This window comes from Streptomyces sp. R-07 (assembly GCF_049913175.1).
Lineage (GTDB): Bacteria > Actinomycetota > Actinomycetes > Streptomycetales > Streptomycetaceae > Streptomyces.
Genome location: NZ_CP183978.1, coordinates 2,236,821 through 2,263,748, shown reverse-complemented (window position 1 = coordinate 2,263,748; position 26,928 = coordinate 2,236,821). Strand labels below are relative to the sequence as shown.

The 26,928-nt window shown below is 73.7% G+C and carries 25 protein-coding genes and 1 other RNA gene; 16 read left to right on the top strand and 10 right to left on the bottom strand.

Annotation, left to right across the window (positions count from 1 at the left end; translation table 11 throughout):
- Positions 1–127 precede the first annotated feature (127 nt).
- From ACN9M0_RS10135 to ACN9M0_RS10120, 4 genes are all read left to right on the top strand, one after another.
- Positions 128–961: a Nif3-like dinuclear metal center hexameric protein gene (locus ACN9M0_RS10135; RefSeq protein ID WP_366037973.1), complete on the top strand. Its 834-nt coding sequence runs from the start codon at positions 128–130 to the stop codon at positions 959–961.
- Complete coding sequence (locus ACN9M0_RS10130; RefSeq protein ID WP_399701587.1) at positions 958–1,701, top strand: zinc ribbon domain-containing protein; 744 nt, start codon at positions 958–960, stop codon at positions 1,699–1,701. Before ACN9M0_RS10135 ends, ACN9M0_RS10130 begins: the two co-directional genes overlap by 4 nt.
- On the top strand, positions 1,701–3,299 hold the full coding sequence (locus tag ACN9M0_RS10125; RefSeq protein ID WP_426403461.1) for a bifunctional RNase H/acid phosphatase: 1,599 nt from the start codon (positions 1,701–1,703) through the stop codon (positions 3,297–3,299). The genes ACN9M0_RS10130 and ACN9M0_RS10125 overlap by 1 nt, the downstream gene beginning before the upstream one ends.
- Positions 3,300–3,367: 68 nt before the next feature.
- The gene (locus ACN9M0_RS10120) at positions 3,368–4,174 is read left to right on the top strand and encodes a GNAT family N-acetyltransferase (RefSeq protein WP_426403460.1); all 807 of its coding nucleotides are present in this window, start codon (positions 3,368–3,370) and stop codon (positions 4,172–4,174) included.
- Here ACN9M0_RS10120 and eda read toward each other — a convergent pair.
- Together eda and yaaA are read right to left on the bottom strand one after the other, a co-directional pair.
- Complete coding sequence (gene eda / locus ACN9M0_RS10115) at positions 4,164–4,811, bottom strand: bifunctional 4-hydroxy-2-oxoglutarate aldolase/2-dehydro-3-deoxy-phosphogluconate aldolase (protein WP_426403459.1); 648 nt, start codon at positions 4,809–4,811, stop codon at positions 4,164–4,166. The genes ACN9M0_RS10120 and eda overlap by 11 nt on opposite strands.
- A 63-nt stretch (positions 4,812–4,874) precedes the next feature.
- Entirely contained in the window at positions 4,875–5,642 is a 768-nt protein-coding gene (yaaA, locus tag ACN9M0_RS10110; protein WP_366037977.1) for a peroxide stress protein YaaA, read from the bottom strand.
- A gap of 157 nt (positions 5,643–5,799) precedes the next feature.
- Here yaaA and ACN9M0_RS10105 point away from each other — a divergent pair, with 157 nt between their 5' ends.
- Entirely contained in the window at positions 5,800–7,242 is a 1,443-nt protein-coding gene (locus ACN9M0_RS10105) for an RNB domain-containing ribonuclease (RefSeq protein ID WP_399701493.1), read from the top strand.
- Positions 7,243–7,398: 156 nt separating this feature from the next.
- An RNA gene (gene rnpB, locus ACN9M0_RS10100) (RNase P RNA component class A) lies at positions 7,399–7,797 on the top strand.
- Positions 7,798–7,868: 71 nt separating this feature from the next.
- On the opposite strand, the gene ACN9M0_RS10095 is transcribed toward rnpB, so the two are convergent.
- The gene (locus tag ACN9M0_RS10095) at positions 7,869–9,029 is read right to left on the bottom strand and encodes a serine hydrolase domain-containing protein (protein WP_426403458.1); all 1,161 of its coding nucleotides are present in this window, start codon (positions 9,027–9,029) and stop codon (positions 7,869–7,871) included.
- A 169-nt stretch (positions 9,030–9,198) separates the two neighbouring features.
- On the opposite strand from ACN9M0_RS10095, the gene ACN9M0_RS10090 reads away from it, so the two are divergent.
- From ACN9M0_RS10090 to ACN9M0_RS10070, 5 genes are all read left to right on the top strand, one after another.
- The gene (locus ACN9M0_RS10090) at positions 9,199–10,542 is read left to right on the top strand and encodes a sensor histidine kinase (RefSeq protein ID WP_426403457.1); all 1,344 of its coding nucleotides are present in this window, start codon (positions 9,199–9,201) and stop codon (positions 10,540–10,542) included.
- Entirely contained in the window at positions 10,539–11,213 is a 675-nt protein-coding gene (locus ACN9M0_RS10085) for a response regulator transcription factor (protein WP_366037981.1), read from the top strand. The genes ACN9M0_RS10090 and ACN9M0_RS10085 overlap by 4 nt, the downstream gene beginning before the upstream one ends.
- A gap of 85 nt (positions 11,214–11,298) precedes the next feature.
- Positions 11,299–12,324 carry an excalibur calcium-binding domain-containing protein gene (locus tag ACN9M0_RS10080; protein ID WP_426403456.1) on the top strand — a complete coding sequence of 342 codons (1,026 nt, stop codon included), beginning with the start codon at positions 11,299–11,301 and terminating at the stop codon, positions 12,322–12,324.
- Positions 12,325–12,349: 25 nt separating this feature from the next.
- On the top strand, positions 12,350–13,366 hold the full coding sequence (locus tag ACN9M0_RS10075) for a hypothetical protein (protein WP_399701487.1): 1,017 nt from the start codon (positions 12,350–12,352) through the stop codon (positions 13,364–13,366).
- 59 nt (positions 13,367–13,425) lie between these two features.
- Positions 13,426–13,749 (top strand): nuclear transport factor 2 family protein, encoded by a 324-nt coding sequence (locus tag ACN9M0_RS10070; RefSeq protein WP_366037984.1) that lies wholly within the window; start codon positions 13,426–13,428, stop codon positions 13,747–13,749.
- 51 nt (positions 13,750–13,800) lie between these two features.
- Here ACN9M0_RS10070 and ACN9M0_RS10065 read toward each other — a convergent pair whose 3' ends face one another.
- Positions 13,801–14,577 (bottom strand): SDR family oxidoreductase, encoded by a 777-nt coding sequence (locus ACN9M0_RS10065; protein ID WP_366037985.1) that lies wholly within the window; start codon positions 14,575–14,577, stop codon positions 13,801–13,803.
- A gap of 102 nt (positions 14,578–14,679) precedes the next feature.
- Here ACN9M0_RS10065 and ACN9M0_RS10060 point away from each other — a divergent pair, with 102 nt between their 5' ends.
- Complete coding sequence (locus ACN9M0_RS10060) at positions 14,680–16,311, top strand: alkaline phosphatase D family protein (protein ID WP_426403455.1); 1,632 nt, start codon at positions 14,680–14,682, stop codon at positions 16,309–16,311.
- 32 nt (positions 16,312–16,343) lie between these two features.
- Here the strand turns inward: ACN9M0_RS10060 and ACN9M0_RS10055 are convergent, their stop codons facing one another.
- On the bottom strand, positions 16,344–17,348 hold the full coding sequence (locus ACN9M0_RS10055; RefSeq protein WP_366037987.1) for a Gfo/Idh/MocA family protein: 1,005 nt from the start codon (positions 17,346–17,348) through the stop codon (positions 16,344–16,346).
- 74 nt (positions 17,349–17,422) lie between these two features.
- On the opposite strand from ACN9M0_RS10055, the gene ACN9M0_RS10050 reads away from it, so the two are divergent.
- Both ACN9M0_RS10050 and ACN9M0_RS10045 read left to right on the top strand, forming a co-directional pair.
- Positions 17,423–18,706, top strand: a complete 1,284-nt coding sequence (locus ACN9M0_RS10050; RefSeq protein ID WP_426405293.1) for a Bcr/CflA family multidrug efflux MFS transporter — start codon at positions 17,423–17,425, stop codon at positions 18,704–18,706.
- Between the two features lie 9 nt (positions 18,707–18,715).
- Positions 18,716–19,699 carry a small ribosomal subunit Rsm22 family protein gene (locus ACN9M0_RS10045; protein ID WP_426403454.1) on the top strand — a complete coding sequence of 328 codons (984 nt, stop codon included), beginning with the start codon at positions 18,716–18,718 and terminating at the stop codon, positions 19,697–19,699.
- Here the strand turns inward: ACN9M0_RS10045 and ddaH are convergent.
- Positions 19,696–20,526, bottom strand: coding sequence for a dimethylargininase (gene ddaH, locus ACN9M0_RS10040; RefSeq protein ID WP_366037989.1), 831 nt, complete (start codon positions 20,524–20,526; stop codon positions 19,696–19,698). The two genes, ACN9M0_RS10045 and ddaH, sit on opposite strands and share 4 nt — an antisense overlap.
- 166 nt (positions 20,527–20,692) lie before the next feature.
- On the opposite strand from ddaH, the gene ACN9M0_RS10035 reads away from it, so the two are divergent.
- The gene (locus ACN9M0_RS10035; RefSeq protein ID WP_426403453.1) at positions 20,693–21,325 is read left to right on the top strand and encodes a TetR/AcrR family transcriptional regulator; all 633 of its coding nucleotides are present in this window, start codon (positions 20,693–20,695) and stop codon (positions 21,323–21,325) included.
- Between the two features lie 101 nt (positions 21,326–21,426).
- Entirely contained in the window at positions 21,427–22,206 is a 780-nt protein-coding gene (locus ACN9M0_RS10030; RefSeq protein ID WP_366037991.1) for a bifunctional DNA primase/polymerase, read from the top strand.
- A 59-nt stretch (positions 22,207–22,265) separates the two neighbouring features.
- Here the strand turns inward: ACN9M0_RS10030 and ACN9M0_RS10025 are convergent, their stop codons facing one another.
- Genes ACN9M0_RS10025 through efeO form a run of 4 tightly spaced genes read right to left on the bottom strand, consistent with a single transcriptional unit; the run spans position 22,266 to position 26,623 of the window.
- Positions 22,266–23,291 (bottom strand): hypothetical protein, encoded by a 1,026-nt coding sequence (locus tag ACN9M0_RS10025; protein WP_366037992.1) that lies wholly within the window; start codon positions 23,289–23,291, stop codon positions 22,266–22,268.
- Positions 23,248–24,129, bottom strand: coding sequence for an iron uptake transporter permease EfeU (gene efeU / locus ACN9M0_RS10020; protein ID WP_366037993.1), 882 nt, complete (start codon positions 24,127–24,129; stop codon positions 23,248–23,250). The genes ACN9M0_RS10025 and efeU overlap by 44 nt, the downstream gene beginning before the upstream one ends.
- A gap of 30 nt (positions 24,130–24,159) precedes the next feature.
- Complete coding sequence (gene efeB, locus ACN9M0_RS10015) at positions 24,160–25,434, bottom strand: iron uptake transporter deferrochelatase/peroxidase subunit (protein WP_366037994.1); 1,275 nt, start codon at positions 25,432–25,434, stop codon at positions 24,160–24,162.
- A gap of 31 nt (positions 25,435–25,465) precedes the next feature.
- Complete coding sequence (efeO, locus tag ACN9M0_RS10010) at positions 25,466–26,623, bottom strand: iron uptake system protein EfeO (RefSeq protein ID WP_366037995.1); 1,158 nt, start codon at positions 26,621–26,623, stop codon at positions 25,466–25,468.
- Between the last annotated feature and the right edge of the window lie 305 nt (positions 26,624–26,928).

Sequence of the window (26,928 nt, the reverse complement as noted above, 5' to 3'; positions counted from 1 at the left end):
CGGCGCCAGGCGTTCTTTCGTCCGAGGCCACCGCAACCATCAATTGAGCAACCCCGACGGCGCCCCGCCACCTCCGCGAAAGCGGCGCCGGTTTAGGCGCACAAGGCGGCCAGGTAGCCTTTCCTCCGTGCCCCGTCTGTCTGAAGTCATCGCCGAGCTCGACGCCCTCTGGCCACCCGAGCGCGCCGAGTCGTGGGACGCCGTCGGCACCGTCTGCGGTGACCCCGACGCCGAGGTCACCCGCGTGCTCTTCGCCGTCGACCCGGTCCAGGAGATCGCCGACGAGGCGATCGCCCTCGGCGCCGACCTGATCGTCACCCACCACCCGCTCTACCTGCGCGGTACGACGACGGTCGCGGCCGGCCACTTCAAGGGCCGCGTCGTGCACGGCCTCATCAAGCACGACATCGCCCTGCACGTCGCGCACACCAACGCCGACACCGCCGATCCCGGCGTCTCCGACGCCCTCGCCGGCGCGCTCGACCTCCGGGTCACCGGCCCGCTCGTCCCCGAGAACAACCTCGGCCGGATCTGCGAGCTCGACCGCCCCGAGACCCTCGCCGAGTTCGCCGCCCGCGCGGCGAGGCGGCTGCCCGCCACCGCGCAGGGCATCCGGGTCGCGGGCGACCCCGGCATGACCGTCCGCCGCGTCGCCGTCAGCGGCGGCTCCGGCGACAGCCTCTTCGACGCCGTACGGGCCGCCGGCGTGGACGCCTTCCTCACCGCGGACCTGCGCCACCACCCGGTCTCCGAGGCCACCCAGGCCGCGCATCTTTCCTCTGGCGCGCTCGGCCTGGTCGACGCCGCCCACTGGGCCACCGAATGGCCCTGGTGCGAGCAGGCCGCCGCCCAGCTCGACGAGATTTCCGACCGCCACGGCTGGGACCTCCGCGTCCACGTCTCGAAGACGGTCACCGACCCCTGGTCCGCCCACCACACCTCCCCTGGAGCCCCCAACTGAACGCCGCGCCCGCCGACCAGATCCGCCTCCTCGACGTCCAGGCCCTGGACGTCCGCCTCCAGCAGCTCGCCCACAAGCGCCGCTCGCTCCCCGAGCACGCCGAGATCGAGGGGCTGACCAAGGACCTCACCCAGCTGCGCGACCTGCTCGTCGCCGCGCAGACCGAGGAGAGCGACTGCGGCCGCGAGCAGACCAAGGCCGAGCAGGACGTCGACCAGGTCCGCCAGCGCGCCGCGCGCGACCAGCAGCGGCTCGACTCCGGCGCCGTCTCCTCCCCGAAGGACCTGGAGAACCTCCAGCGCGAGATCGTCTCCCTCGCCAAGCGCCAGGGCGACCTGGAGGAGATCGTCCTGGAGGTCATGGAGCGCCGCGAGTCCGTCCAGGAGCGGCTCGCCGAGCTGACCGAGCGGGTCTCCTCCGTCCAGGCCAAGACCGACGACGCCACCGCCCGCCGCGACGCCGCCGAGGCCGAGCTGGACGTCGAGGCCGCCTCCGTCACCAAGGAGCGCGAGCTCGTCGCGGCCTCCGTCCCGGCCGACCTCATCAAGCTGTACGAGAAGCTGCGCGAGCAGCAGGGCGGCGTCGGCGCGGCCCGGCTGTACCAGCGCAAGTGCGAGGGCTGCCACATCGAGCTCAACATCACCGAGCTCAACGAGGTCCGCGCCGCCGCCAAGGACGCCGTCGTCCGGTGCGAGAACTGCCGCCGGATCCTCGTCCGCACCGCGGAGTCCGGCCTGTAATGCGCGAAGTCGTGGTCGAGGCCGACGGCGGCTCCCGGGGCAACCCCGGGCCCGCCGGATACGGCGCGGTCGTCCTCGACCCGGCGACGGGGGAGACCCTCGCGGAGGCCGCCGAGTACATCGGCGTGGCCACGAACAACGTCGCCGAGTACAAGGGCCTGGTCGCGGGCCTCAAGGCGGCCCGGGAGCTGTTCCCGGACGCCACCGTCCACGTCCGCATGGACTCCAAGCTGGTCGTCGAGCAGATGTCCGGCCGCTGGAAGATCAAGCACCCCGACATGAAGCCGCTCGCGGCCGAGGCCGGGCGGGTCTTCCCCGCGGGCCGGGTCCGCTACGAGTGGATCCCGCGCGAGCGGAACAAGCACGCGGACCGGCTCGCGAACGAGGCGATGGACGCGGGCAAGCGGGGGCGCCGGTGGGAGCCGTCCGCCTCGACGGCCGGCCTGGACGCCTCGGCCGCCCGCAACGCCGCGACCCCGCCCCCGGCGGGCCCTCCCGGCGACGCGACGGCGGGCGCGGCCCGCGCGCGTGCGGCGCTGGCGGGTACGGCTCCTTCGGGTACGGCCCCTTCGGGTACGGGCTCGGGCGCCTGGCCGGGTGCCGTGTCGCGCCCGACGGCCCCGGACGCCGGTCCGGACGACGGCCTGTTCGCCGCCGAGGAGGCGGTCACGGCCTCGGTGGCCTCCGGCGACTTCGAGGCCGAGGCGGGTGCCCTGGCCCCGACGGGCCACGCGGCGCGCGCCCATGCCCCCGCGACCGACGGCCCGACGGCCCCCACCGAGACCCCGGACACGAGCGGTGCCGTCTCCACGGAGGCAGGTGCCGCGGCCACGCAGGCCGGTGCCGTCCCCGTTCAGGCCGGTGCCGCGCCCACGGTCGCCTTCGGCCAGACCGGTGCCGCGCCCGCGCACGCCGGTGCCGCCTCCGCCCAGGCCGGTGCCGCCCCCCGGCAGGGATGGGCCGGGCCCGACATGGGAGCGCCCGCGACCTTCGTGTTGTTGCGGCACGGCGAGACCGCGCTCACGCCCGAGAAGCGGTTCTCGGGGAGTGGCGGGAGCGACCCCGAGCTGTCGGCCGCCGGGCTGCGGCAGGCCGAGGCCGTCGCCGAGGCGCTCGCCGCGCGCGGCACGATCCAGGAGATCGTCAGCTCGCCCCTCACCCGCTGCCGCCAGACCGCCGGTGCCGTCGCCGCCCGCCTCGGCATCGACGTGCGCGTCGAGCAGGGGCTGCGCGAGACCGACTTCGGCGCCTGGGAGGGCCTGACGTTCGGCGAGGTCCGCGAGCGCCACCCGGAGGACCTCGACGCCTGGCTGGCCTCCCCGAAGGCCGCGCCGACGGGCGGAGGCGAGAGCTTCGCGACCGTCGCCCGGCGCGTCGCCGCGACCCGGGACCGGCTGACCGCCGCCTACGCGGGACGCACGGTCCTCCTCGTCACCCACGTCACGCCGATCAAGACCCTGGTCCGCCTCGCCCTCGGCGCCCCGCCGGAGTCACTGTTCCGGATGGAGCTGTCGGCCGCCTCGATCTCGGCCGTCGCCTACTACGCCGACGGCAACGCGTCCGTACGGCTCCTCAACGACACCTCGCACCTCCGCTAGCCGGAGCCGCCAGCCGGGAGCCGCAAACCGGTGGCGCCGGGCCCCGTCCGCGTACCAGCATCACCCGCATGACGTGGTCCTTCACCGAGAGCGCCGCCGCCTTCCGGGCCGCCGCCGCCGGGCATCTCGCCGCCGATCCGGCCCGCAACACCGCCGTGCTCACCCTCATGGACACGGCCGCGCGGCTCGGCTGGTGGGAGGAGGCGGACGGCCGGGTCACCGGCGTCCTCGCGGTGTCGCCGCCCGGCGTGCCCGCCTTCGGGGCCGTGACGGAGGAGGCGGCCCGCGCGCTCGTCCTCCCCGGCGGCGAGCAGCCGACGGAGGCGCGCGGCGAGACGGCCGCCGTCGAGGCGTACGCGGAGGCCACCGGCCGCCCCTGGGCGCCCACCGTCCGGATGCGGCTCTTCCGGCTCGGCGAGCCGACCCCGCCGGACCCGGCCCCCGCGGGCCGCGCCCGGCTCGCCACCGGGGCCGACGTCCCGCTCGTCGCCGCCTGGACGAGGGAGTTCGCGGTGGCCATCGGGGACGAGCCCGCCGAGGACTACGCGGGCTTCGTCGGCGAGCGGATCTCCGAGGGACGGCTGTGGCTCTGGGAGGGGCCCGACGGACGCCCGGCCTCCATGGCCGCCGTCTCCCGCACGATCGAGGGCCAGGCCCGCGTCCACCTCGTCTACACCCCGCCCGCCGAGCGCGGCCGGGGGTACGCGGCCGGGGTCACCGAGGCGGTCAGCCGGGCCGCGGCCGCGTCCGGAGCCGCCCAGGTCCTGCTCTTCACGGACCTCGCGAACCCCACCAGCAACGCGCTCTACCAGCGCCTCGGCTACCGCCCCGTCACCGACCACCTCGGCGTCACGTTCACCTCGGTCACCCGCTGACCGGAGCCCGCAGCCCCGCCGCCCCGCGCGCGAGGGACTCCACCCGCGCCCAGTCGCGGGCCGCGAGCGCGTCGGGCGGCAGCATCCACGTACCGCCGACGCAGCCGACGTTCGGCAGGGCGAGGTAGGCGGGGGCGGAGGCGAGGGTGATGCCGCCCGTGGGGCAGAAGCGGGCGCGGGGGAGCGGGCCGGCGAGGGACTTCAGATACGGGACACCGCCCGCCGCCTCGGCCGGGAAGAACTTCATGTCCCGCACTCCGCGTTCGAGGAGGGCCACGACCTCCGAGGCCGTCGACACCCCCGGCAGGAACGGCACGCCCGAGTCCCGCATCGCGCCGAGCAGCCCCTCGGTCCACCCCGGGCTGACCAGGAACCGCGCCCCGGCGCCGACCGCGTCCGCGACCCCGGCCGCCGAGACGACGGTGCCCGCGCCGACGACCGCCTCCGGCACCTCGGCCGCGATCGCGTGGACGGCGTCGAGTGCGGCCGGGGTGCGCAGGGTGACCTCGATCAGCGGCAGCCCGCCGGCCACCAGGGCGCGTGCCAGGGGAACGGCGTCGGCGGCGTCCTCGATCACGACGACGGGGACGACGGGGACGTCACGGACCCCCGGGACAAGGTCGAACACGCTCGTCATGGGCGTCATCCTGCCCAGGGCGAGCGTCACCCGCAACGAGCGTTGCGGAGGGTGCAACGAGTGCTAGTGGATCTCGTCCACCAGGACGTCGAGCGCCCCCGCCTTCCCGCCCTCCTCCACCACGTACCGCAGATCCCGCAGCGCCTCCGCCAGCTCCGCCGGCGACCCCGGCTCCGCGCCCGCCTCCAGAAGGCTCCGCACGATCCGGCCCTTCGTCGCCTTGTTGAAGTGGCTGACCACCTTCCGGGTCGGCGCGTGCAGCACCCGCACCGTCGCCGTCCGGGCCGCGACCTCCCCCTTCGGCTTCCACGCCGACGCGTACGCCGAGGAGCGCAGGTCCAGGACCAGACCGTCGCCCGCCGCCTCCGGCAGCACCGAGGCCATCGCACCCCGCCAGTGCGCGCCCAGCGCCCCGAGCCCCGGCAGCTTCACGCCCATCGAGCAGCGGTAGGACGGAATGCGGTCCGTGACCTTCACCGCGCCCCACAGCCCCGAGAACACGAGCAGCGAGCTCCCCGCCCGCTTCCGGGCCGCCGCGTCCAGGGTCGCCAGACCCAGCGCGTCGTACAGCACGCCCGTGTAGATCTCCCCGGCCGGACGCGCGCCCGCCGTCCGCAGCTCCGTGTTCTTCGCGACCTCGCCCCGCAGCCCCTCGCTCAGGCCGAGCACCTCGCGCGCCTTCTCCTCGTCGGCGGCGCACAGCTCGACCAGCTCGTCCAGGACCGCCGCCCGCGCCTCCGCGAGCCCCGGCAGGGACAGCGACTCCGGCTTGAGCGGCGCCCCGCGCCCCGAGGAGGCCTTGCCTTCGGAGGGCGGCAACAGCACGAGCACGGTGGTTCTCCTTCGTCCGTACGGGGATGGGGGTGCGGCCCCGACGGTCCAGCGTACGAGGTCCCGGACGCCGCCCCCGCCCACGTACGGGCCGCCGGGCCCCTTCCCCGCCCGCTCACGAGGTGCCGGGCCCCACCCCGCGCCCTACGCTCGGTCCATGCCCCGCCGCCACATCCACGTGACCGGCGCAGCCGAGGCTCCGCTGCGGGCCGCCCTGCGCGCACTCCGTACCGAGCTCGCGATCCCCGGGGACTTCCCGCCCGCCGTCCTCGCCGAGGCGGAAGCCGCCGTCAAGCAGCCCCGGCTCCCCTCGTACGACGCCACCGACCTGCCGTTCTTCACGATCGACCCGCCCACCTCCACCGACCTCGACCAGGCCATGCACCTGGCCCGCCGGGCCGACGGCGGCTACCGCGTCCACTACGCCATCGCCGACGTCGCCGCCTTCGTCACCCCCGGCGGCGCGATCGACGCCGAGGCCCACCGCCGCGTCCTCACCCTCTACTTCCCCGACGGCAAGGTGCCCCTCCACCCCGCGGTCCTCTCCGAGGGCGCCGCCAGCCTCCTCCCCGGCGAACCCCGCCCCGCCCTCCTCTGGCGCATCGACCTCGACGCCGAAGGACGGAGGGTCGCCACCGACGTCCGCCGCGCCCTCGTCCGCAGCCGCGCCAAACTCGACTACGCGCGCGTGCAGCGGCGCATCGACGACGGGACGGCGGAGGAACCGCTCGCCCTCCTCCGGGACATCGGCCGGCTCCGCGAGGCACTCGAAGCCGAACGCGGCGGGATCTCCCTCAACGTCCCCGAGCAGGAGATCGTCGAGACCGACCACACCTACTCGCTCGCCTACCGGGCCCCGCTCCCCGCCGACGGCTGGAACGCCCAGATCTCCCTGCTCACCGGCATGGCCGCCGCCGACCTCATGACCGCCGCAGGCACCGGCATCCTGCGCACCCTCCCCACCGCCCCCGACGGCGCCGTCGCCCGGCTGCGCCGCTCCGCCCAGGCCCTCGGCGTCGCCTGGCCGCACCACGTCTCGTACGCGGACGTCGTCCGCTCCGCCGACCCCACCGACCCGCGCCACGCCGCCTTCCTCCAGGAGTGCACCACCCTGCTGCGCGGCGCCGGCTACACCGTCTTCACCGACGGCCACGTCCCCACCCCGGCCGTGCACGCCGCCGTCGCCGACGAGTACACCCACGTCACCGCCCCGCTGCGCCGCCTCGTCGACCGGTACGCGGGCGAGCTGTGCGTGGCGGCGGTCGCCGGCGACGAGCCGCCCGAGTGGGTACGGGCCGCGCTGCCCGCGCTGCCCGAGGAGATGGCCACCGGCGCCCGCCGCGCCAACACCGTCGAACGCGAGAGCGTCGACATCGTCGAGGCGGCCCTCCTGAAGGAACGGATCGGCGAGGTCTTCGACGCGTACGTCATCGACGTGAAGGAACGCGAACCGGCCGTCGGCACCGTCCACCTGGACGACCCGGCGGTCGTCGCCCGCATCGAGGGCGGCGAGACGAAACTGCCGCTGGGGGAGTGGCTGCGAGTCAGACTGTCGGCAGCGGACCCGGGCACGGCGAAGGTGCTGTTCGCGCCCGCGTGAGCTCCCTCGGCTCTTCAGCGGTCCGGAGGACGGCGAGTGCCTCCGGCGGGACCTCGCCCCTTCGGCAAGTCGCTTCCGCTGCCGGAGCCCTTCGGCTGCGACCTGGAGACGGCCGACGTCGTCCGAATCGGCGGGTAGCATGGGCGGCACGGCAGACGAGCCGGGCGGACGGCCGCGTGGAGATCCTCGGATCTTCCCGAGGAACGTCCGGGCTCCACAGAGCAGGGTGGTGGCTAACGGCCACCCGGGGTGACCCGCGGGACAGTGCCACAGAAAACAGACCGCCGGGGACCTCGGTCCTCGGTAAGGGTGAAACGGTGGTGTAAGAGACCACCAGCGCCTGAGGTGACTCAGGCGGCTAGGTAAACCCCACTCGGAGCAAGGTCAAGAGGGGACACCTCGGTGTCCCTGCGCGGATGTTCGAGGGCTGCTCGCCCGAGTCCGCGGGTAGACCGCAGGAGGCCGGCGGCAACGCCGGTCCTAGATGGATGGCCGTCGCCCCGACGACCGCGAGGTCCCGGGGCACAGAACCCGGCGTACAGCCCGACTCGTCTGTCGGCCCACGTGGGAAGGGCCCCTGATCAGGTTTCCGCCTGATCAGGGGCCCTTCGGCGTGGACCGCGGTGTCAGCGCCGGCAGAGGGCCGTGTCCACGACGGCCTCGACGCGCCTCGTGTCCGCGATGTCGTCCGGGACGCTCGTCACCGCGATGTTCGCGGCCCGGCCGTCGTCCGTGACGCCGCCCCGGGTCTCGTACCCCACGATGTCGCCGCCGTGACCCCAGTAGACGCCGCCGCACGACAGCTTCCGGCTCATCAGCCCGAGGCCGTAGCGGGCGCCGGTGTCCCCGACCGGGACGGTCGTACGCATCTGGGCGAGCTGCGCGTCCGGGAGGAGCTCGCCGCCGAGGAGCGCGCTGAAGAAGCGGTTGACGTCGGAGTTGGTGGAGATCATCTGGCCCGCCGCCCAGCCCGCCGACGGGTCGATCTCCGTGTACTCGCGCAGCGGCCGGCCCGGTCCCGTCTCGCGGTAGCCCTTCGGATGCGGTTCCCGGACGGTCCTGTCGCCGGGGGCCGGGAAGTAGGTGTGGCGCAGGCCGAGGGGCTTGATGACGCGGCGGTCGATCTCCTCGGCGAGCGGGCGGCCGGTGACCTTCTGGACGATCAGACCGGCCAGGACGTAGTTCGTGTTGCTGTAGTTCCACTTCGTGCCGGGCGGGAACTCGGCCCGTTGCCTCAGGGCGAGGTCGACGAGGTCGCGGGGCTCGAAGTACCGGTACCGAATCTCGTCGTCGCTGATGTCCTTCCCGTAGTCGGGAAGGCCGCTGGTGTGCTGGAGGAGCTGGCGGACGGTGATGTGGCGGCCGTCGATGCCCTCGCCGCGTACGAGGCCCGGGAGGTACGTGTCGACCGGGGTGTCCAGGCCGAGCCTGCCCTCGCCGACCAGCTGCAGCGCGACGACCGCGGTGAACGTCTTGGTGTTGCTGCCGATCCGTACCTGTCCGTCCCTGGGCACCTTCGCGCCGGTGCTCAGATCGCCCACCCCCGCCGTGTACGTACGGCTGTGGCCCGCGCGGTCCGTGACGCTCGCGAGCGCCGCGGGCCGGCCGTCGCGCACCAGCGCTTCCAGGCCCTGTTGCACGGTGTCCGGACGCGGGGCGGCGGAGGCCGCGGCCGGCGTCAGGGCGCCCGTGGTCATGAGGGCGAGCACCACCGCGGCCGCTGCCGCCGCCGTCCCGCGTCGCCCGCCGTGCCGCCGCCGGGGCCCGTGCTGTGTCCGCTCGCGCATGTGTCGACTCCTGGGAGTTCGTGGGGTGTCGGTGCCCGGCCGGGTGCCGGCCGGGCAGGGCACGATCATGGAATTCCGGGGCCCCGGCGCACATCGCGGGAAAGCGGGAAGAACTGCTCCCCCGATCGGGGGAGGCCGTGTCCGAACGAGCCGTCCATACTGGCCGATCATGATCAAGGCAACGCGGACGCTGCTGCGCCGCTCCACGTACTCGGGTGCGCTGTTCGGCTACGGCGCCGTCCTGCTGAGCCTCCCCCTGCTGTCCCTCGCGCTCGTGCCCGCGATGGCGTGGCGGTCCGCTCCCGAGGGCCTGCGGGCCGCCGCAGTGCTGCTGGTCTGGGCGGTGCTGATCGGGCTCGTCGGGCTGGCCCGCACCACGCGGCGGGTCCTCGTCCTGTCCGCCCGGCGGCTGTTGGCGGTGTCGCTGCCGGACGCCGCTGCCGTACGGGCGTCCGCGTCCCGCGCCGATCGCTGGCGGACCCCCCTCTGGCTGCTGCTGCACGTGACGATCGGGTGGACGGGCGCGCTGGCGAGCGGCGTGCTGCTCGTCGCGGGCCTCACCCTGCCCGGGGGGTGGCTCGACGCCGAGCTGGGCCTGAGCCTCTTCGGCCGGACGGTACGGGTGACGGGCGGCTGGCAGAGCTGGGCCGTGGCGCCCGTCTGCCTGCTGCTCGCGGCGGCCGTGTGCGCGGTGGTGGCGAAGGCCCTGCGCTGGTCGGCGCCCCGGCTCCTCGGGCCGTCCGCGGCGGAGCGGCTAGCGCTGGCCGCCGAGCGGGAACGGCGCCTCGCCGAACGCAACCGGCTGGCCCACGAGTTGCACGACTCGATCGGTCACACGCTGACCACGACCACGATCCAGGCGGCGGTGGCGGGCGAGGTGCTCTCCGCCGACCCGGTGGCGGCGCGGGCCGCCCTGCGCAGCATCGAGGAGTCCGCGCGGGCCGCCCTGGAGGACCTCGACTACGTCCTCGGCGTCCTGCGCGAGCGGGAGGCCGAGACGGCGCCCGTGCGCACCCTGGCCGATCTGCCCGGGCTGCTCGACCGGTTGCGGCACGCGGGCGCGGTGGTGGAGCCGGACCTCTCGGGGGACCTGGCCCACGTCCAGGGAACGCTTTCCCGGGCCGCGTACAGGATCCTGCAGGAAGGGCTGACGAACGCGATGCGGCACGGAGCGGGCGGCCCCATCGAGGTCCGCGTGGCGGCGGGGGCGGAGGTCCTTGAGCTCGGGGTGGTGAACGCGACCGGGGCGGCGGTGCGCGAGGCGGGCGCGGAGGCGCTTGAGCCCGGGGTGGACGTCCTTGGGCCCGGGGTGACCGATCCGTCCGGACCGGACGGACCTGAGCCCCGCGTGGCCGCCCCGGTCCGGCGGCCCGGTGCCTTCCCGACGTCCGGGCACGGGCTGCCCGGTCTCGCCGAGCGTGTGCGGCTGCTGCACGGGGAGATCGAGGCCGGCCCGGACGGGCCCCGGCGGTGGCGGCTGGCCGTCCGGCTTCCCGTACGGTTGCCGGCATGACCGAAGCGGGCACGGCCCCCGTCACCCTCCTCATCGCGGACGACGACGAGGTGACCCGCAGCGGACTGCGTACCCTGCTCGGGGCGCAGCCGGGGCTCGCGGTGGTCGGGGAGGCCGCCGACGGGGTCGAGGCCGTCGAGCAGGCACGGCGGCTGTGTCCGGACGTGGTCCTGATGGACGTGCGGATGCCGCGCCGCAACGGGATCGAGGCCACCCGGCAGCTCCTCGCCGGTCCGGCCGCACCGCCGAAGGTCGTGGTGATCACCACCTTCGAGAACGACGACTACGTCACCGCCGCGCTCAGCGCCGGGGCCAGCGGGTTCGTGCTCAAGCGGCTTCCGGTCCGGCAGATCGCCGAGGCGGTGCGGGTGGTGGCGGCGGGGGAGGCGATCCTCTTCCCGGCGAGCCTGCGCCGGATGGTCGCCGCGCGTCCGCTGGAGGCGGCCGAGGCCTTGCCGAGGGCGGCGCTGACGGGGCGTGAGGAGGAGGTGCTGAGGCTGATGGCCACCGGCCTGTCCAACCCCGAGATCGCGGAGTCGCTCACGGTGAGCCTGGAGACGGTGAAGACCCATGTCGGGAACGTGCTGACGAAGCTCGGCGCGCAGAACCGCACCCACGCTGTGGTGATCGCGTACGAGTCGGGTCTCGTGGTGCCGGGGTCCACCGGCTGAGCACCCGGGGCGGGAGTGGTGAACCCGCAGGTCATACCCTGTGTGATGCCGAGATGTCAGCAGGGAGGGGCAGGGTCGCGTGGGCGTGTCGCCGGACAGGGGGCCGGTACGGGAACGGTGGTGGCGGCGGCCCGAGTTCGTCGTCCTCTGCCTGGTCTTCGTCCCGCCCGTGGGCATCCTGCTCGCGTGGCGGAGCGGTTGGTCGCCGGGCCGGAAGGTCCTCGCGACCGTCCTCTCCGGCGTCTGGTTCGTGGCCGTGGGCCTGAGCGATCCGCCGGCGGACCGGCCGGCGGTGGCCGATGCCAAGCCGCGGGTCGGCGCGTTCCCGTCCTTCACCCCGTACACCCCGCCCACCCCGACGCCGCGCCCGACCGTGCGGCGGGTGGTCGCCGACTACACCGGCCAGAACCTGGAGACCGCGTCGAGGGCCGCGTACGGGGCCGGGTTCCGGACGCGGTCGCACGACGCCACCGAGGACGACAAGACGCAGCTCGTCGACGGCAACTGGAAGGTGTGCTTCCAGGAGCCGGCGGCGGGGGAGACGGTCACGGCCGACGAAGGGCGGCGGAGCCGGATCGAGTTCGCCGTCGTCGAGAAGACCAGTCCCTGCCCGGCGCGGGACGGTGAGGCCGTGGTGTTCCCCAAGGTGCCGAACGTCGTCGGCAAGACCTTCGCGAAGGGCTCGGCGGAACTCCGGAAGGTGGGCCTGACCGAGATCACGGGCGCCAGTGTGTACACGGACGTCGACCTGGCGGCCGGTCACGACGACTGGCGGATCTGCTTCCAGGACCCGGAGGCGGGCGAGGACGTCGAACGCCCGCGGTACATGTCCGTACGGCTCTCCCTCGCACGCCCCGGTCTCTCCTGCCCCTCCGAGGACTACGCCCACCTGAACCCGGACCCGGACCCGGACCGGCACGGAAGCGGAGACGGAAACGGAAGCGGCTCGGGAGGCTCTGATTCCGGCGGGTCCGGCGGCGGTGGCCTCGCCTACTACAAGAACTGCGACGCCGTCCGCGCCGCCGGCAGGGCCCCCATCTACCGCGGCCAGCCCGGCTACCGCTCGGGCCTCGACCGCGACGGCGACGGCAAGGCCTGCGACTGGTCCTGACCGGCCGGTCCGTTAGGGTGCGCGGATGATATTCGGACGTGGGCGGCTTCCCGCCGCCGTGGCAGCCTTCGAGTCGGCCGTACGGGCCCAGGACGCGGACGCCGCCGAGAAGGCCTTCGGGCAGCTGACCGGCACGGTCGGGAAGGCCAAGGACGCGGAGCTCCACGAGGCGGGCCCGCGTCTCGCCGCCGTTCTGTCCGAGGTGCCGCCCGGGCCCCGTTCGGTCGTCGCCGTGGTGATCGGGGCCTGTGTCGAGCGGGGCGCCGACCCGGCGGCCTGCGCCCCCGCCGTCCTCACGGCCGCGCGCGAGGCCTTCGAGGCCGCCGCCGTCTTCTGCGAACGCTGGGCCGCCGCCGGGCGCGGCGAGCTCCCGAGCCACGAGGGCGAGGGGCTGGAGGAGGCGGACTTCGAGCGGATCGGCTTCGAGCCGGTCATGGCCTGGCAGTCGCTCCCGCAGTACGAGATGGCCTGCGTGGCGATGCTCAACTCCCCGGCCGTACGACGGAACACGCCCGGAAGGGCCGAGCTGCGCGAGGCCGTGGCGCGGGTCCAGGCGCTGACGGACGAGCCGTTCAAGTGCCTCGCGTACGCCCTCGTCGTCCTCGACGACGAACCGTTCGTCGCGATCGACCGTGCCACCGGCACCGGCTTCGCGCTGCGCGGGTCCGGCATCGGCGACAACTTCCAGCTGCACACGCTCCTCGCCGACGCCCTCGTCGGCGGCGGGCACCTCCCGGGCGAGGCGCCCTCCGCCGAGGCCGTCGCGATGTGCCGCGACAAGCCCGGTCAGACGCCGACCACCGGTTCCTTCAACCTGGTCGGCGCCGACGGCGAGTGGATCTGGAACGAGGGCAACCCCTCCGACATCCCGGTCGTGGACGGGGTGCGCCTCGTCGTCCTCGATCCGCCGTCGTACCAGCGGAGCTGGCCCGCCGGGCGGTTCTTCCCCGGCATGACCGGTGAGCTGGTGTTCGAGCGGGTCCTCGCGCCGCAGGAGTCGGCCGCCCTGCTGGCCCAGGTGGCCGAGCCCGCGCGCCGGTAGGTGGCATCCGCACGGCCCCGTTCCCCGGGGCGGGGCCGTGGGCGGTGTACGGGTGGGGCATGACCATCCCCGTGAACCAGCTCAGCGACCCGACCGTGCGCGCGTTCGTCACGGCCCTCAACGCCAACGACCGCTCGGCCGTCATGGACCTTCTGGCGCCCGGCGCGACCATGTCCGACGACGGCTCCGACCGCAATCTGCAGGAGTGGCTCGACCGGGAGGCGTTCTCCTCGCGCGGGCACATGGACGTCGAGTCCGAGGCCGACGGCGGGCGGGCGCTCGTCGCCACCTATCGGAACGACACCTGGGGCGCGATGCGGACCAAGTGGCAGTTCACCGTCGACGGCGGCAGGATCTCCCGGTTCGAGACCGGGCAGGCCTGACCGGGCGGCCGGGGGTGTGTCACCCCCGGCCGAAGGAGGGCACGGGGTGTCTCACCCCCGGCCGATGTACGGCATCGCCGTCGCCATCACCGTCGCGAACTGGACGTTCGCCTCCAGCGGCAGGGCCGCCATGTGCACCACCGTCGCCGCCACGTCCGCCGCGTCCATCACCGGTTCCGCCGCCAGCTGCCCGTTGGCCTGGAGGATGCCGGTCTGCATGCGGGCCGTCATCTCCGTCGCCGCGTTGCCGATGTCGAGCTGACCGCAGGCGATCCGGTACGGGCGGCCGTCGAGGGACAGGGACTTCGTCAGGCCCGTCATCGCGTGCTTCGTCGCCGTGTACGCGATCGAGTGCGGGCGCGGCACGTGCGCGGAGATCGAGCCGTTGTTGATGATCCGGCCGCCCTGCGGCGACTGGTCCTTCATCGTGCGGAAGGCGGCCTGCGCGCACAGGAACGCGCCCGTCAGGTTGACGTCCACGACCGCCCGCCAGGTGTCCGGGGCCAGGTCCTCGACGGGGGTGCCGCCGCCCGCGAACGTACCGGCGTTGTTGAAGAGCAGGTCGACCCGGCCCCAGTGGTCCCGTACCGCCGCGAAGAGGGCCGTGACCTCCCCGTCCGAGGTCACGTCCGTGGGGACGCACAGGAAGTCGCCGGCCGGGAGGGCCGCGGCCGTCTCCTCCAGGGCCTGCGCCCTGCGGCCCGCCAGGGCCACCTGCCAGCCGGCCGCCGCGAGGGCCAGCGCCACGCTCCGGCCGATGCCCGAGCCGGCTCCCGTCACCACTGCGATGCTCATGGGCGCGCAGCGTACGCGAGACGTGTGCCCCATGAACTCATCCGTCCGACACGTGGATGTTCTGTACTCGACAATGGGAGGTCGCTCCCTCCCCTTCGAATGACGGAAGGACAGCATCCGTCTGGGGAGGGGCACATGGACCACGTACAGAACCACTCCGAGGAACTCCGCGCCGCAGCACGTCACTTCGGGCGCCGCCGGTTCCTCACCGTCACCGGTGCGGCCGCCGCGCTCGCCTTCGCCACCCAGCTGCCCGCGGCCGGCGCCGCGGCAGCCGCCGAGCTCGACGGCCGGCGTGTCACGGAGGACCCGTTCACCCTGGGGGTGGCCTCGGGCGACCCGCTGCCGGGCTCCGTGCTGCTCTGGACCCGCCTCGCGCCCCGCCCCTTCGAGCCCGGGGGCGGCATGCCCGACAACCGGATCTCCGTGCACTGGGAGCTCGCCCACGACGAGCGGTTCACCCGGATCGCCCGGCGCGGCCGCGCCACCGCGCACCCCGCGTTCCGCCACACCGTCCACGTCGAGGTCGACCACCTCGACCCCGGCCGCGTCTTCTTCTACCGCTTCCGCGTCGGCGACTGGACCAGCCCCGTCGGCCGCACCCGCACCGCCCCGGCCCCCGGCGCCGACAACAGCGGGCTGAAGCTGGCCGCCGTCTCCTGCCAGGCCTACCACGACGGCTACTTCACGGCCTACGGCCACCTCGCGGAGGAGGACCTCGACGTCGTCTTCCACCTCGGCGACTACCTGTACGAGTACGCCGTCAACGCCACCGGCGGCGCCCGCGCCTACACCGACCGCACCCTCCCGGCCGTCTTCGACCGCGAGACGCTCACCCTGGAGGACTACCGGCTCCGCTACGCGCTCTACAAGTCCGACCCCGACCTGCGCGCCGCGCACGCCGCCCACCCCTTCGTCGTCACCTGGGACGACCACGAGACCGAGAACAACTACGCGGGCGACATCTCCGAGGACGGCGTCCCGCCGGAGGAGTTCCTGCTCCGGCGCGCCGCCGCCTACCGCGCCTACTGGGAGCACCAGCCGCTGCGCCGCCCGCAGCAGCCCGAGGGCCCCGACATGCGGATGTACCGGCGGCTGCGCTTCGGGCGGCTCGCCCAGTTCGACATCCTCGACACCCGCCAGTACCGCTCCGACCAGGCGTACGGGGACGGCTGGCACGCCCCGGGCCCCGAGATCGACGACCCGGCCCGCACCCTGACCGGTGCCGCCCAGGAGCGCTGGCTGCTCGACGGCTGGCGTGCCTCCGACGCCCGCTGGAACGTGCTGCCGCAGCAGGTCGTCCTCGCCGAGCGGCGCGACCGGCCCACCGCCGACTACACGGTCTCCATGGACGCCTGGGACGGCTACCGGGCCTCCCGGCAGCGGATCCTCGCGGGCGCGGAGGCCGCCGGTGTCGAGAACCTGATGGTGCTCACCGGCGACGTCCACGTCGGCATCGGCCTCGACATCAAGGCCGACTTCCGGGACCCGGGCTCCCGGACCGTCGGCACGGAGATCGTCGCCACCTCGATCACCAGCGGGAGGAACGGCGCCGACCGGCCGTCCAACTACGACCGGATCACCCAGGCCAACCCGCACGTGAAGCTCTACAGCGGGCGGCGCGGGTACGTGACGGTGGAGCTCGGCACGGACAGCGCCCGCGCCGACTTCCGTGCCGTCCCCTACGTCACGACCCCGGGCGCCCCCGTCACCACGGCCGGCTCCCTCGTCACGGAGGCGGGCAACCCGGGCCTCACGCCCGCGTAGCCGCGAGCTCGGAGGGGTGGCGGACCCGGCTGCTACGGAGAGACGACGGCCTCCTGCGGGTAGCGGACGCCGACGCGGTCCCGTACCGCGTCGAGCGTCCGCATCACCGCGAGCGAACCGTCGAGCGGCACGAGCGGGGACTCCGTCTCGCCCGCCCGCAGGCAGCGCATCACCTCGGTGGCCTCGTGCCGGAAGGAGTGCGGGTCGTCCTCCGTCACGAACTCCTCCGGCTCCCGGCCGTCGCGGTGCAGCGTGAACCGCTCGGGGAAGAAGAAGCCGCGCGGGACGTCGATCCGGCCCTCCGTGCCGGTCACCGAGGCCGTCAGCGGTGTGTCCGCGCCGAGCGAGCAGGACAGCAGCGCCGACGCGCCGGAGTCCCAGCCCAGCAGCATGCCCGTGTTCAGGTCGACGCCCTCCGGCGAGAGCAGCGCGTGCGCGTGGACCGCGGACGGCTCGCCGAGCAGCAGCTGCGCGAACGACACCGGGTACACCCCCAGGTCGAGCAGCGCCCCGCCGCCCATCGCCGGGTCCCGCAGCCGGTGGCCGGCGTCGAAGCGGCCCGCGAGCCCGAAGTCCGCCTGGACGGTGCGGACCTCGCCGATCGCCCCGTCGCGCACGAGCTCGGCGATCCGCCGGATCAGCGGGTGGCAGTACATCCACATGGCCTCCATCAGGAAGAGGCCGCGGTCCCTGGAGAGGCCGACCAGTTCCTCCGCCTCGCGGGCGTTGAGCGTGAGAGCCTTCTCGCAGAGCACCGCCTTGCCCGCCTCCAGGGCGAGGCCGGCCGCCGTGCGGTGCGCGTGATGCGGAGTCGCCACGTACACCACGTCGACGTCCTCGTCGGCGAAGAGCCCGGCCCACTCCCCGTACGCCCGCGGAATCCCGAACCGGTCGGCGAAGGCCTTCGCCGACGCGTCCGTGCGGGACGCCACCGCGACGACCTCGGCGCCGTCGAGCGTCAGCAGGTCCGTGGTGAACCGTTCCGCTATTCCGCCGGTCGCCAGGATTCCCCAGCGCACTGTCCTGTTCGCGTCCATCCCCACCCCAAAGGTCTCGACCATCCCGGTCGAGCTGAGAGCATAGGCAAGGATTCAACGAAATGGAGCAGTCGATGCCGGAGAGCGGCCCCAGAACAACACAAGGACACATAACCGAAACCGCCCCGGTCGTCACCGCCGCCCGGCGGACGGGGCTCCTCGTCACCCTCGTCCTGGGCGGGCTCACCGCCCTCCCCCCGCTCTCCATGGACATGTACCTCCCGGCACTGCCGGAGGTCACCGGCGCCCTGAGGGCCCCCGCCGCCACCGTCCAGCTCACCCTCACCGCCTGCCTCGCGGGCATGGCCCTCGGCCAGCTCGTCGTCGGCCCCATGAGCGACAAATGGGGACGCCGGCGCCCGCTGCTCATCGGCATGGCCGTGTACGTCCTCGCCACCGCCGTCTGCGCCCTCGCACCCACCGCCGAACTGCTCATCGGCTTCCGGCTGCTCCAGGGCCTCGCCGGCGCCGCCGGCATCGTCATCGCCCGCGCCGTCGTCCGCGACCTGTACGACGGCGTCGAGATGGCCCGCTTCTTCTCCACCCTCATGCTGATCTCCGGCGTCGCCCCGATCATCGCCCCGCTCATCGGCGGCCAGATCCTGCGGCTCACCGACTGGCGGGGCGTCTTCCACGTCCTCACCGTGATCGGCGTCCTGCTCACCGTCGTCGTCTGGCGCTTCCTCCACGAGACGCTGCCCCCCGAGCGGCGCCACGAGGGCGGGGTCGGACAGGCCCTGCGCACCATGCGGGGACTCCTCGCCGACCGGGTCTTCACCGGCTACATGCTGACCGGCGGCCTCGCCTTCGCCGCCCTCTTCGCGTACATCTCGGCCTCGCCGTTCGTCGTCCAGGAGATCTACGGCGCCTCCCCGCAGACCTTCAGCCTGCTCTTCGGCCTCAACTCGATCGGGCTCGTCGCCGTCGGCCAGGTCAACGGCAAGCTCCTCGTCGGCCGCGTCAGCCTCGACAAGGCGCTCGGCCTCGGCCTCGGCCTCATCCTGCTCGCCGGACTCGCCCTGACCCTCATGACCACCGGCGTCTTCGGCGAGACCGGCCTCGTCCCCATCGCCGCCGGACTCTTCGTCCTCATGTCCGCGATGGGCCTGGCCATGCCCAACACCAACGCCCAGGCCCTGATGCGCACCCCGCACGCCGCCGGCTCCGCCTCCGCCCTCCTCGGCACCTCCTCCTTCCTCATCGGCGCCCTCGCCTCCCCCCTCGTCGGCATCGCCGGCGAGCAGACGGCCGTCCCCATGGCGGTCGTCCAGCTCGGCTGCGCCGTCCTCGCCCTCGCCTGCTTCCTGGGCCTCTGCCGCCCCTGGCAGGCCGCCAAGGCGCAGGTCCCGGCCGCCTAGACTGGTTCGGTGAACGCCTCAGCTCCCTCCGCCGACTCCCTGCGCGCCGCTCTCGCCGCGCTCCTCGACGGGCTGCCGCCCAACCGGGCGGCCCAGGCCGTCGAGCGGCTGATCGCCAACTACCGGGGCACCACCCCGACGGACGCCCCCGTGCTGCGCGACCGCTCCGACGTCGCCGCGTACGCCGCGTACCGGATGCCGGCGACCTTCGAGGCGGTACGGGGCGCCCTCGACGCCCTCCGGGAGGCCGCGCCCGACTGGGAGCCGCGCACCCACACCGACGTCGGCGGCGGCACGGGCGCGGCGAGCTGGGCCGTCGCCGAGGCCTGGGAGGACGAGCCGCCCCGCACCACCGTCCTCGACTGGGCGGAGCCCGCCCTCACGCTCGGCCGCGAGCTGGCGGCCGGGGTCTTCGACGCCGAGTGGCGGCGCGAGCGGATCGGCGGCGCGCTGCGCCTGGCCGACACCGACCTGGTCACCGTCTCGTACGTCCTCAAGGAGCTGACCGAGGCCGACCGGACGGCGCTCGTCACCGAGGCGGCCCGCACGGCGCAGGCCGTCGTGATCGTCGAGCCCGGCACCCCGGACGGCTACGAGCGGATCATCGCGGCCCGCACCCTGCTGATCGACGCCGGCTTCACCGTCGCCGCGCCCTGCCCGCACAGCGGGGCCTGCCCGATCGTGCCCGGCACGGACTGGTGCCACTTCTCCGCCCGGGTGAGCCGCTCCTCGCTGCACCGGAAGGTCAAGGGCGGCTCCCTGCCGTACGAGGACGAGAAGTACGCGTACGTGGCGGCCGTCCGTTTCCCTGTCACCCCGGCCTCCTCCCGCATCATCCGCAAGCCGCAGACCCGCAAGGGACTGGTGCTCCTGGAGCTCTGCGGTCCCGAGGGGCTGGGCCGTGACACGGTCACCAAGCGGCACGGGCCCCTGTACAAGCAGGCCCGTGACGCCGAGTGGGGCGACTCCTGGCCCCCGGCCGAGGACGCCTAGGGGCGCAGCTCCTGGGTGCAGCACTTCACGCTGCCGCCGCCCTTGAGGAGTTCGCCCAGGTCCATGCCGACCGGCTCGAAGCCGCGGGCGCGGAGGGGCTCGAAGAGGCCCACCGCCGCCTGCGGGAGCAGGACGTTCCGGCCGTCGCTCACCGCGTTGAGGCCGAGGGCCGCCGCGTCCGGGCCGGTCGCGATCAGGGCGTCCGGGAAGAGCCGGGCGAGCACCGCGCGGCTGCCGGGGGAGAAGGCGTCCGGGTAGTACATGACCTCGTCCCGGGCGTCGTCCAGGACGCACAGCGCCGTGTCCAGGTGGTAGTAGCGCGGGTCCACCAGCTCCAGGCCGATCACCGGGCGGCCGAAGAACTCCTGCGCCTCGTCGTGGGAGAGCGGGCTGGAGCGGAAGCCGCGGCCGGCGAGGATCCAGGAGGCGGTGACGGCGAAGTCGCCCTCGCCCTCGTTCACGTGCTCCGGGACGCGCACGGCGTCGTCCGCCCAACCGTTCCTGCGGAACCAGGACAGGTGGGCGTCGGCCTCGCGGGCCCGCTCCGGGTAGGCGAACTTCGCGCCGAGGACCCGGCCCTCGACGACCGTCGCGCCGTTCGCCGCGAAGACCATGTCCGGCAGCGCCGGGTCGGGCTGCAGGAGCTCGACGGTGTGGCCGAGCGAGCGGTAGCGGTCGCGCAGGTCCTCCCACTGGGCGAGGGCGAGCGGCAGGTCGACCGGTTTCGTGGGGTCCATCCAGGGGTTGATGGAGTACGTCACCGTGAAATGCGTGGGTGGGCACATCAGATAACGGCGGGGCGAGGACGTGCGCGGAGTGGGGCGCAATGAAGGCTCCTCACGGACGGTTCGGACGGAACGGCCGATGATCTGTGGACGATCGGTGGACCCCATGGTCCGCTTTCGGCGGGCTCCGCGCTGTGGACCGTTCGGGTGGTTCGGAGCACGCGCAAGAGGCGAGACGTGGCGTCTCGTTCGCTGCTAGATTGGGGTCATGTCCGAGACCAGGCCCGCGAAGGCCGCCCCCGACGCCTCCCGCCGCAGCGAGCGCTCCCGCCGCGCCATCTTCGACGCCGCCCTCGCCCTCGTCTCCGAGACCGGCTACGCCAAGACCACCATCGAGGGCATCGCCGCCCGCGCCGGTGTCGGCAAGCAGACCATCTACCGCTGGTGGCCCTCCAAGGCGGCCGTCCTCCTCGACGCCTTCCTCGACCTCGCCGTCCGGGCCAACGAAGCCCTCGGAGGCGACGCCGAGAGTGAGATCCCCGACACCGGGGACCTCGCCGCCGACCTCAAGTACGTCCTGCGCGCCACCGTCGACGAGATGACCGACCCCGCCTTCGACGGCCCCACCCGCGCCCTCGCCGCCGAGGGCATCGTCGACCCCGAGCTCGGCGCCCGCTTCACCGAGGCCCTGCTCGAACCCCAGCTCCGGTACTACGTCCGCCGCATCGAGGCCGCCCAGGCCAAGGGCGACATCGACCCGGCGGTGGACCCCCGCGTCGCCGTCGAACTCCTCGTCGGACCGCTCCACCACCGCTGGATCCACCGCACCCAGCCGCTCACCCACGCCTACACCGACACCCTCGTCGACCTCGCCCTGCGCGGCCTCGCCCCCCGCTCCTGACCCCCGCGACCACCCCGGTTCCGCACTCCGGTCACCCGGGGCGCAGGATGGTGGGACCATGGGCAGAGCCGAACGGGCGAGCATGAGGTGTGAGGGGATAGATGGGCGACGGCATCGGCCGCTACCGCGGCACGGAGAGCAAACTCGCGCAGTGGCTGCGCAGGCGCCCCAAACGCACCGCGGCCGACGACGAGAACGACCGCGAGAAGCTGCTCCTGGCCGTCGCCGCCGCCGGGCTGCCCCTGGCCCCCGCCGCGTACCCCGTCGGCTACAGCTGTTCCTGTGAGCGGATCGGCTGTCCCACCCCCGCCCGGCACCCCGTCTCCTTCGCCTGGCAGACGCAGTCGACCACCGACCGCGCCCAGATCGAGCGCTGGGCCCGCAACGAGCCCGAGGCGAACTTCGTCACCGCCACCGGCATGGTTCACGACGTCCTCGACGTCCCGCTGGCCGCCGGCCGCGCCGCCCTGGAGCGCCTCCTCGCCGAGGGCGTCGAGGTCGGGCCCGTCGCCGAGTCCGCCGACGTCGACACCGTCGGCGGGCGCATGCTCTTCTTCACCGCCACCCGCGGCACCCCCGAGGACGAGGACGAGTGGTGGCCGTGTGAGCTGGACTGCCACCCGGAGACCATGGACGAGCACCCGGGGCTGCGCTGGCACTGCCGCGGCAGCTACGTCCTCGTACCGCCGGCCCGGCTCCCCGGGGACGAGGACGCCCACCCGGTCGTCGCCTGGGTCCGCGGCCCCGAGCATCCGCTGCCCGACCCGCTGAACCTCCTGGAGACCCTCCAGGACGCCTGCGCCCGCCACGCGGCGGAGCGCGAGGCGGACGGGGACGGCGAGCACACGGCCCACGAGATCGCCTGGCCGCTCACGCGCTGAGCCCGGGGCGCCGGCCGGGGCCGGCGGGAGGCGGGCTTCGATCCCTCCGGAAGGGGGCGTTACGAGCCCTCCGCGCCCACCACGCCCTGGAGCCGGCCCGCGATCGTGACCCCGTTCCGCTCCGTGCCCGCCGGCTTCACCAGGACCGCCTGGCTGGACACCCACTCCCGGGTGACCGTGTTCCTGACCTCGCCGGTCAGCAGCGCCTTGGTGTCGGCGCCGACCTTCGGCCGGTAGCCCTTCGCCGCCGTCTGCCGCTCGAAGTACCGGGTCGCGAAGAAGACGAGCGCGCCGCCGTCCCGGGTCCGCAGCCCGAGCGGCGCGAAGTCCCCCTGGTCCGTGACCCGGTCGATGTACTGGGTGGCCATGCCCGGCCGCTTGGCGGCCTTCTGCCGCTGTGCCCGCCACTCCGTGGTGTGCAGGCCCGGCGCGAACGTCCCCGCCCGCCCGTCCTTGAGGTACGCGACGTACTTCCCGCCGAGGTCCCCGGGCGCGACCGAGAGCGCGTCGGTGTCCGCGGCGACCGGCACCGCGTACCCCTCCTCCTCGGCGAACTCGGGTACGTCGCCCCGGGGGAGGATCGAGAGGTAGGCGGCCTCCCACAGCTGGTCCGGCCCGTTGCGCAGGAAGACCAGGAGCCAGCGCTGGTCGCCGGAGCCCCGGTTGGACGCGGTGTCCGCGACGAACCAGCGCGGCCAGCCCGCCTTCCGGGGAAGCACGAACCGCGCGTCGGTCAGCGCGAGGGGCTGGTGGTCCGGGTTGCCGCCGGGCGTGTTGATCGACCGCGCGCGCAGGCCCGCCTGGTTGATCGCCCCGAGCGGGCCGGTGACCCTGCCCGCGTCCAGGGCCGGGTCATAGGCCTTGTCGGCCCGGTTGTAGGCCGCCGTGAAGTCCGCGAGGGCCTGCGCGGCCTCGGTCTTCGTCGCCGGCGGCAGCAGCGCCAGTTCGCCGTGCACGGTCACGCAGCCGCTCGCCGTCAGCGACAGGACGGTCGCCGCCGCCGTCGCGGCGAGGAACCTCGTGGGCCGCGCCGTCAGCCGCTCAAGCGGTCGTCCCGGCGCTCGCCTCAGCCTCAGCCTTCTCATCGGTCGCCTTCTGCTTCTTCACCCGCACGGACGGACCCGACCCTATCGGGGCCAGGAACAGCGCGAGCGTCGGGATCAGATACAGCGCCCACACCGTGACCTGAAGGACCGTCGGATCCGGCTGGAAGTTGAAGACGCCCTTGAGGAGCGTGCCGTACCAGCTGTCCGGCGGGATCGTCGCCGAGATGTCGAAGGCCTTGTTCGCGAGGCCGCCGAGGAAGCGGGCCTCCTGGAGGTCGTGCACGCCGTACGCGAGCACGCCCGCCGCCACCACGACCAGCATCCCGCCGGTCCAGGTGAAGAACTTCGCCAGGTTGATCTTCAGCGCGCCCCGGTAGAACAGCCAGCCGAGCAGGATCGCGGTGAGCAGACCGAGGAGGACCCCGGTCAGCGGCGCGTACGTGCCGTCCGAGGAGGCCCGGACCGACGCCCACACGAAGAGCGCCGTCTCCAGGCCCTCGCGGCCCACCGCCAGGAAGGCGGTGGCCACGAGCGCGCCCGTGCCCATCTGCAGGGCCGCGTCCAGCTTCCCGTGCAGCTCCGCCTTGAGGTGCCGGGCCGTGCGCCGCATCCAGAAGACCATCCAGGTCACCAGGCCCACGGCGAGGACCGACAGCGAGCCGCCGAGCGCCTCCTGCGCCTCGAAGGTCAGCTCCTGGGAGCCGAACTCCAGGCCCGCGCCGAAGGCCAGGGCCACGCCGACGGCCACGCCGATGCCGATCCAGATCGGCTTCAGCGCGTCCCGGCGCCCGGTCTTCACCAGGTACGCGATGAGGATGCAGACGACGAGGCTGGCTTCGAGGCCCTCGCGCAGGCCGATCAGATAGTTACCGAACACGTCGGCTCCCTCCCTGGGATACGTGAAGAGTTACGCGAACAGCGCCCGGCCCCACCAGTCGTCCTTGTCCTGGACGCCCGGCGGAACCGCGAACAGCGCGGAACCCACGTGCTGGGTGTACTCGTTGAGGGCGTCGGCGCGGGCCAGCGAGGTCTGCACCGGGATGAAGCCCGTACGGACGTCCTTCTGGTACGCCAGGAAGAACAGGCCCGCCTCCAGACGGCCGAGGCCGTCCGTGCCGTCCGTGAAGGAGTAGCCGCGGCGCAGGATCGTCGCCCCGTGGTTGCTGTCCGGGTGGGCGAGCCGGACGTGGGAGTCCGGCTTCATCGCCTTCAGGAACGGCTCGTCGTGCTCCTTGGCCTTGCCGACCGGGGCGCCCTCGCGCTTGTCGCGGCCGAAGATGTCCTCCTGCTCGGCCAGCGGGGTGCGGTCCCAGGTCTCGACGTTCATGCGGATGCGGCGGGCGACGAGGTACGAGCCGCCGTCCATCCAGGCCGCGCCGCCCTCGGCGTCCTTGCCGGAGACCCACACGTGCTTCGCGAGCCGCTCGGTCTCGGTGCCCGCGATGTTGCGGGTGCCGTCCTTGAAGCCGAAGAGGTTGCGCGGGGTCTGGGCGTCCGGGGTCGTCGAGGACGTCTTGCCGAAGCCCAGCTGCGACCAGCGCACCGCGACCTTGCCGAAGCCGATCCGGGCGAGGTTGCGGATGGCGTGCACGGCGACCTGCGGGTCGTCCGCGCAGGCCTGGACGCAGAGGTCGCCGCCGCTGCGCGCCGGGTCCAGGTTGTCGCCCGGGAACTTGGGCAGATCCACCAGGGCCCCGGGCCGCTTGTCCTTCAGCCCGAACCGCCCGTCGAAGAGCGAGGGGCCGAAGCCGATGGTGAGGGTGAGACGGGAGGGCTTGAGACCGAGGGCCTCGCCCGTGTCGTCCGGCGGGGCCTCCGGCAGACCGCCGTAGGCGCCCTCGCCGACCTCGGCGCCGGCCGTCATGCGCTCGGCGGCCCGCGTCCAGTCCTTGAGGAGCTGGATCAGCTCCGCGCGGTCGGTCGTCTTCACGTCGAAGGACGCGAAGTGCAGCCGGTCCTGCACGGCGGTGGCGATGCCGGCCTGGTGCGGGCCGTGGAAGGGCACGGCCCCGCCGCTGTCGGCGACCGGGGCGGTGGTGTCGCCGTCCCGGGTCAGCGCGACGGCGCCGCCGGCCGCGGCGGCACCGAGCGCGAGCCCGGCACCGCCCCAGCCGATGACCTTGCGACGGGAGGGGGCGGCCGTCTCGACGGCCGCGGTCTGCTCCTGGGTGTCCTCGGACATGTTCGTTTCCCCGTCTCTCGTGACTCGACGACTACTTGACGACGGCGGCGGCGAGCTTGGAGAGCGGCTCGGCCAGCGCGTTGACGCCGTCGGAGAGCTCCTTGCGCTCGGGCTTGCCGACCTTGTCGTACGAGGTGAAGACGTAGCCGCTCTTGTCCGTGCGGTACTTGTCGAGCAGCGTGTTCAGCGCGGCGAACTGCTTGTCGAGTTCGGCGACGAGCTTCGGGTCGTTCTTCGTGGCGACCGGCTTGAGCAGCTCGAAGGACTTCTGCGCGCCCTCGACGTTCGCCTTGAAGTCGACGAGGTCGGTGTGCGAGTAGCGCTCCTCCTCGCCGGTGACCTTGCCGGTGGCGACCTCGTCCAGGAGCTCCTTGGCGCCGTTGGCCATGGAGGTGGGGGTGATCTCGGCCTTGCCGACCCGCTTCACCCAGTCCGCGAGGTCCTTGTCGAGGAGGTCGGCGAGCTGCTTCTCGCGGTCGCCGACCTTCTTGTCCTGCCAGAGGGCCTTCTCCAGGCGGTGCCAGCCGGTCCAGTCCTTCGCCGGGTCCTGGCCGTCCTCCAGGCCGTCCTCGCGGACGTCGACCTTGGGGTCGATGTCGCCGAAGGACTCGGCGACCGGCTCGGTGCGCTCCCAGCCGATGCGGGAGTCGGCGTAGGCCTTCTTGGCGGCCTCGACGTCACCGGCGCGGACGGCGTCGGTGAAGACCTTCACCTTGGGGAGGGTCTCGTCGGCCTGCGCCTGGACGTACTGGCGGTAGGCGGCGACGGCCGCGTCCATCTCGGGGGAGCGCTTGGCGGACGCGGCGCCCTTGCCGGTGGCCTTGACCTGCTGGCGGATGCCCTCGCCCTTCATGCCGGGCTTGCAGGCGATCTCGTAGTCGCCGGCCTTGATCTCGGCGGTGAGCGCGGCCTTGGTGCCGGGGCCGATGTTCTCGCGCTCGGAGACGATCCGGTCGTCCGGGTAGAGGACGTAGACCTCGGTGATCTTGGAGCCGCGGTTCTCGACGGCCAGCTTCACGTGGCCGGCCGGGAACTCCTTCTTCGAGACCTCGCAGGAGTCGTCCTTGGCGACGACGGTGATGGTGTCGTCCGCCGCCTTGGAGTCGCTTTTCTCGGCGCAGCCCGTGACGGCGGTCAGAGCGGCCGCTGTCGCGGCGGCGGTGACGACGGAGAGGCGTACGGCTCGCATGAGGACTCCAGGAACGCGGGGACGGGACTGAGGCGGACCTAACTTAACCGAGGCTTACCTCAGCAATACCCACCCGTCCAGTGATTCAGCTCTCAGGCCGGGCGGGCCGGACACGGCCGGATCACGGCCTCTCCACGGGCTTCTCATGGCTTGGTCAAGGGCGGGTCAAGGAGGGTGAATTGTCCCGTTTCTCGTTACGTGCCGGTATGCGGCCGGGGGAAGGGCGGTACGGGGGCGGGGGAAGGGCGGCGCCGGAACGGGGGAAGGGTGGTGTCGGGACGGGAAGGGGGCGGTGCAGCCCCTGC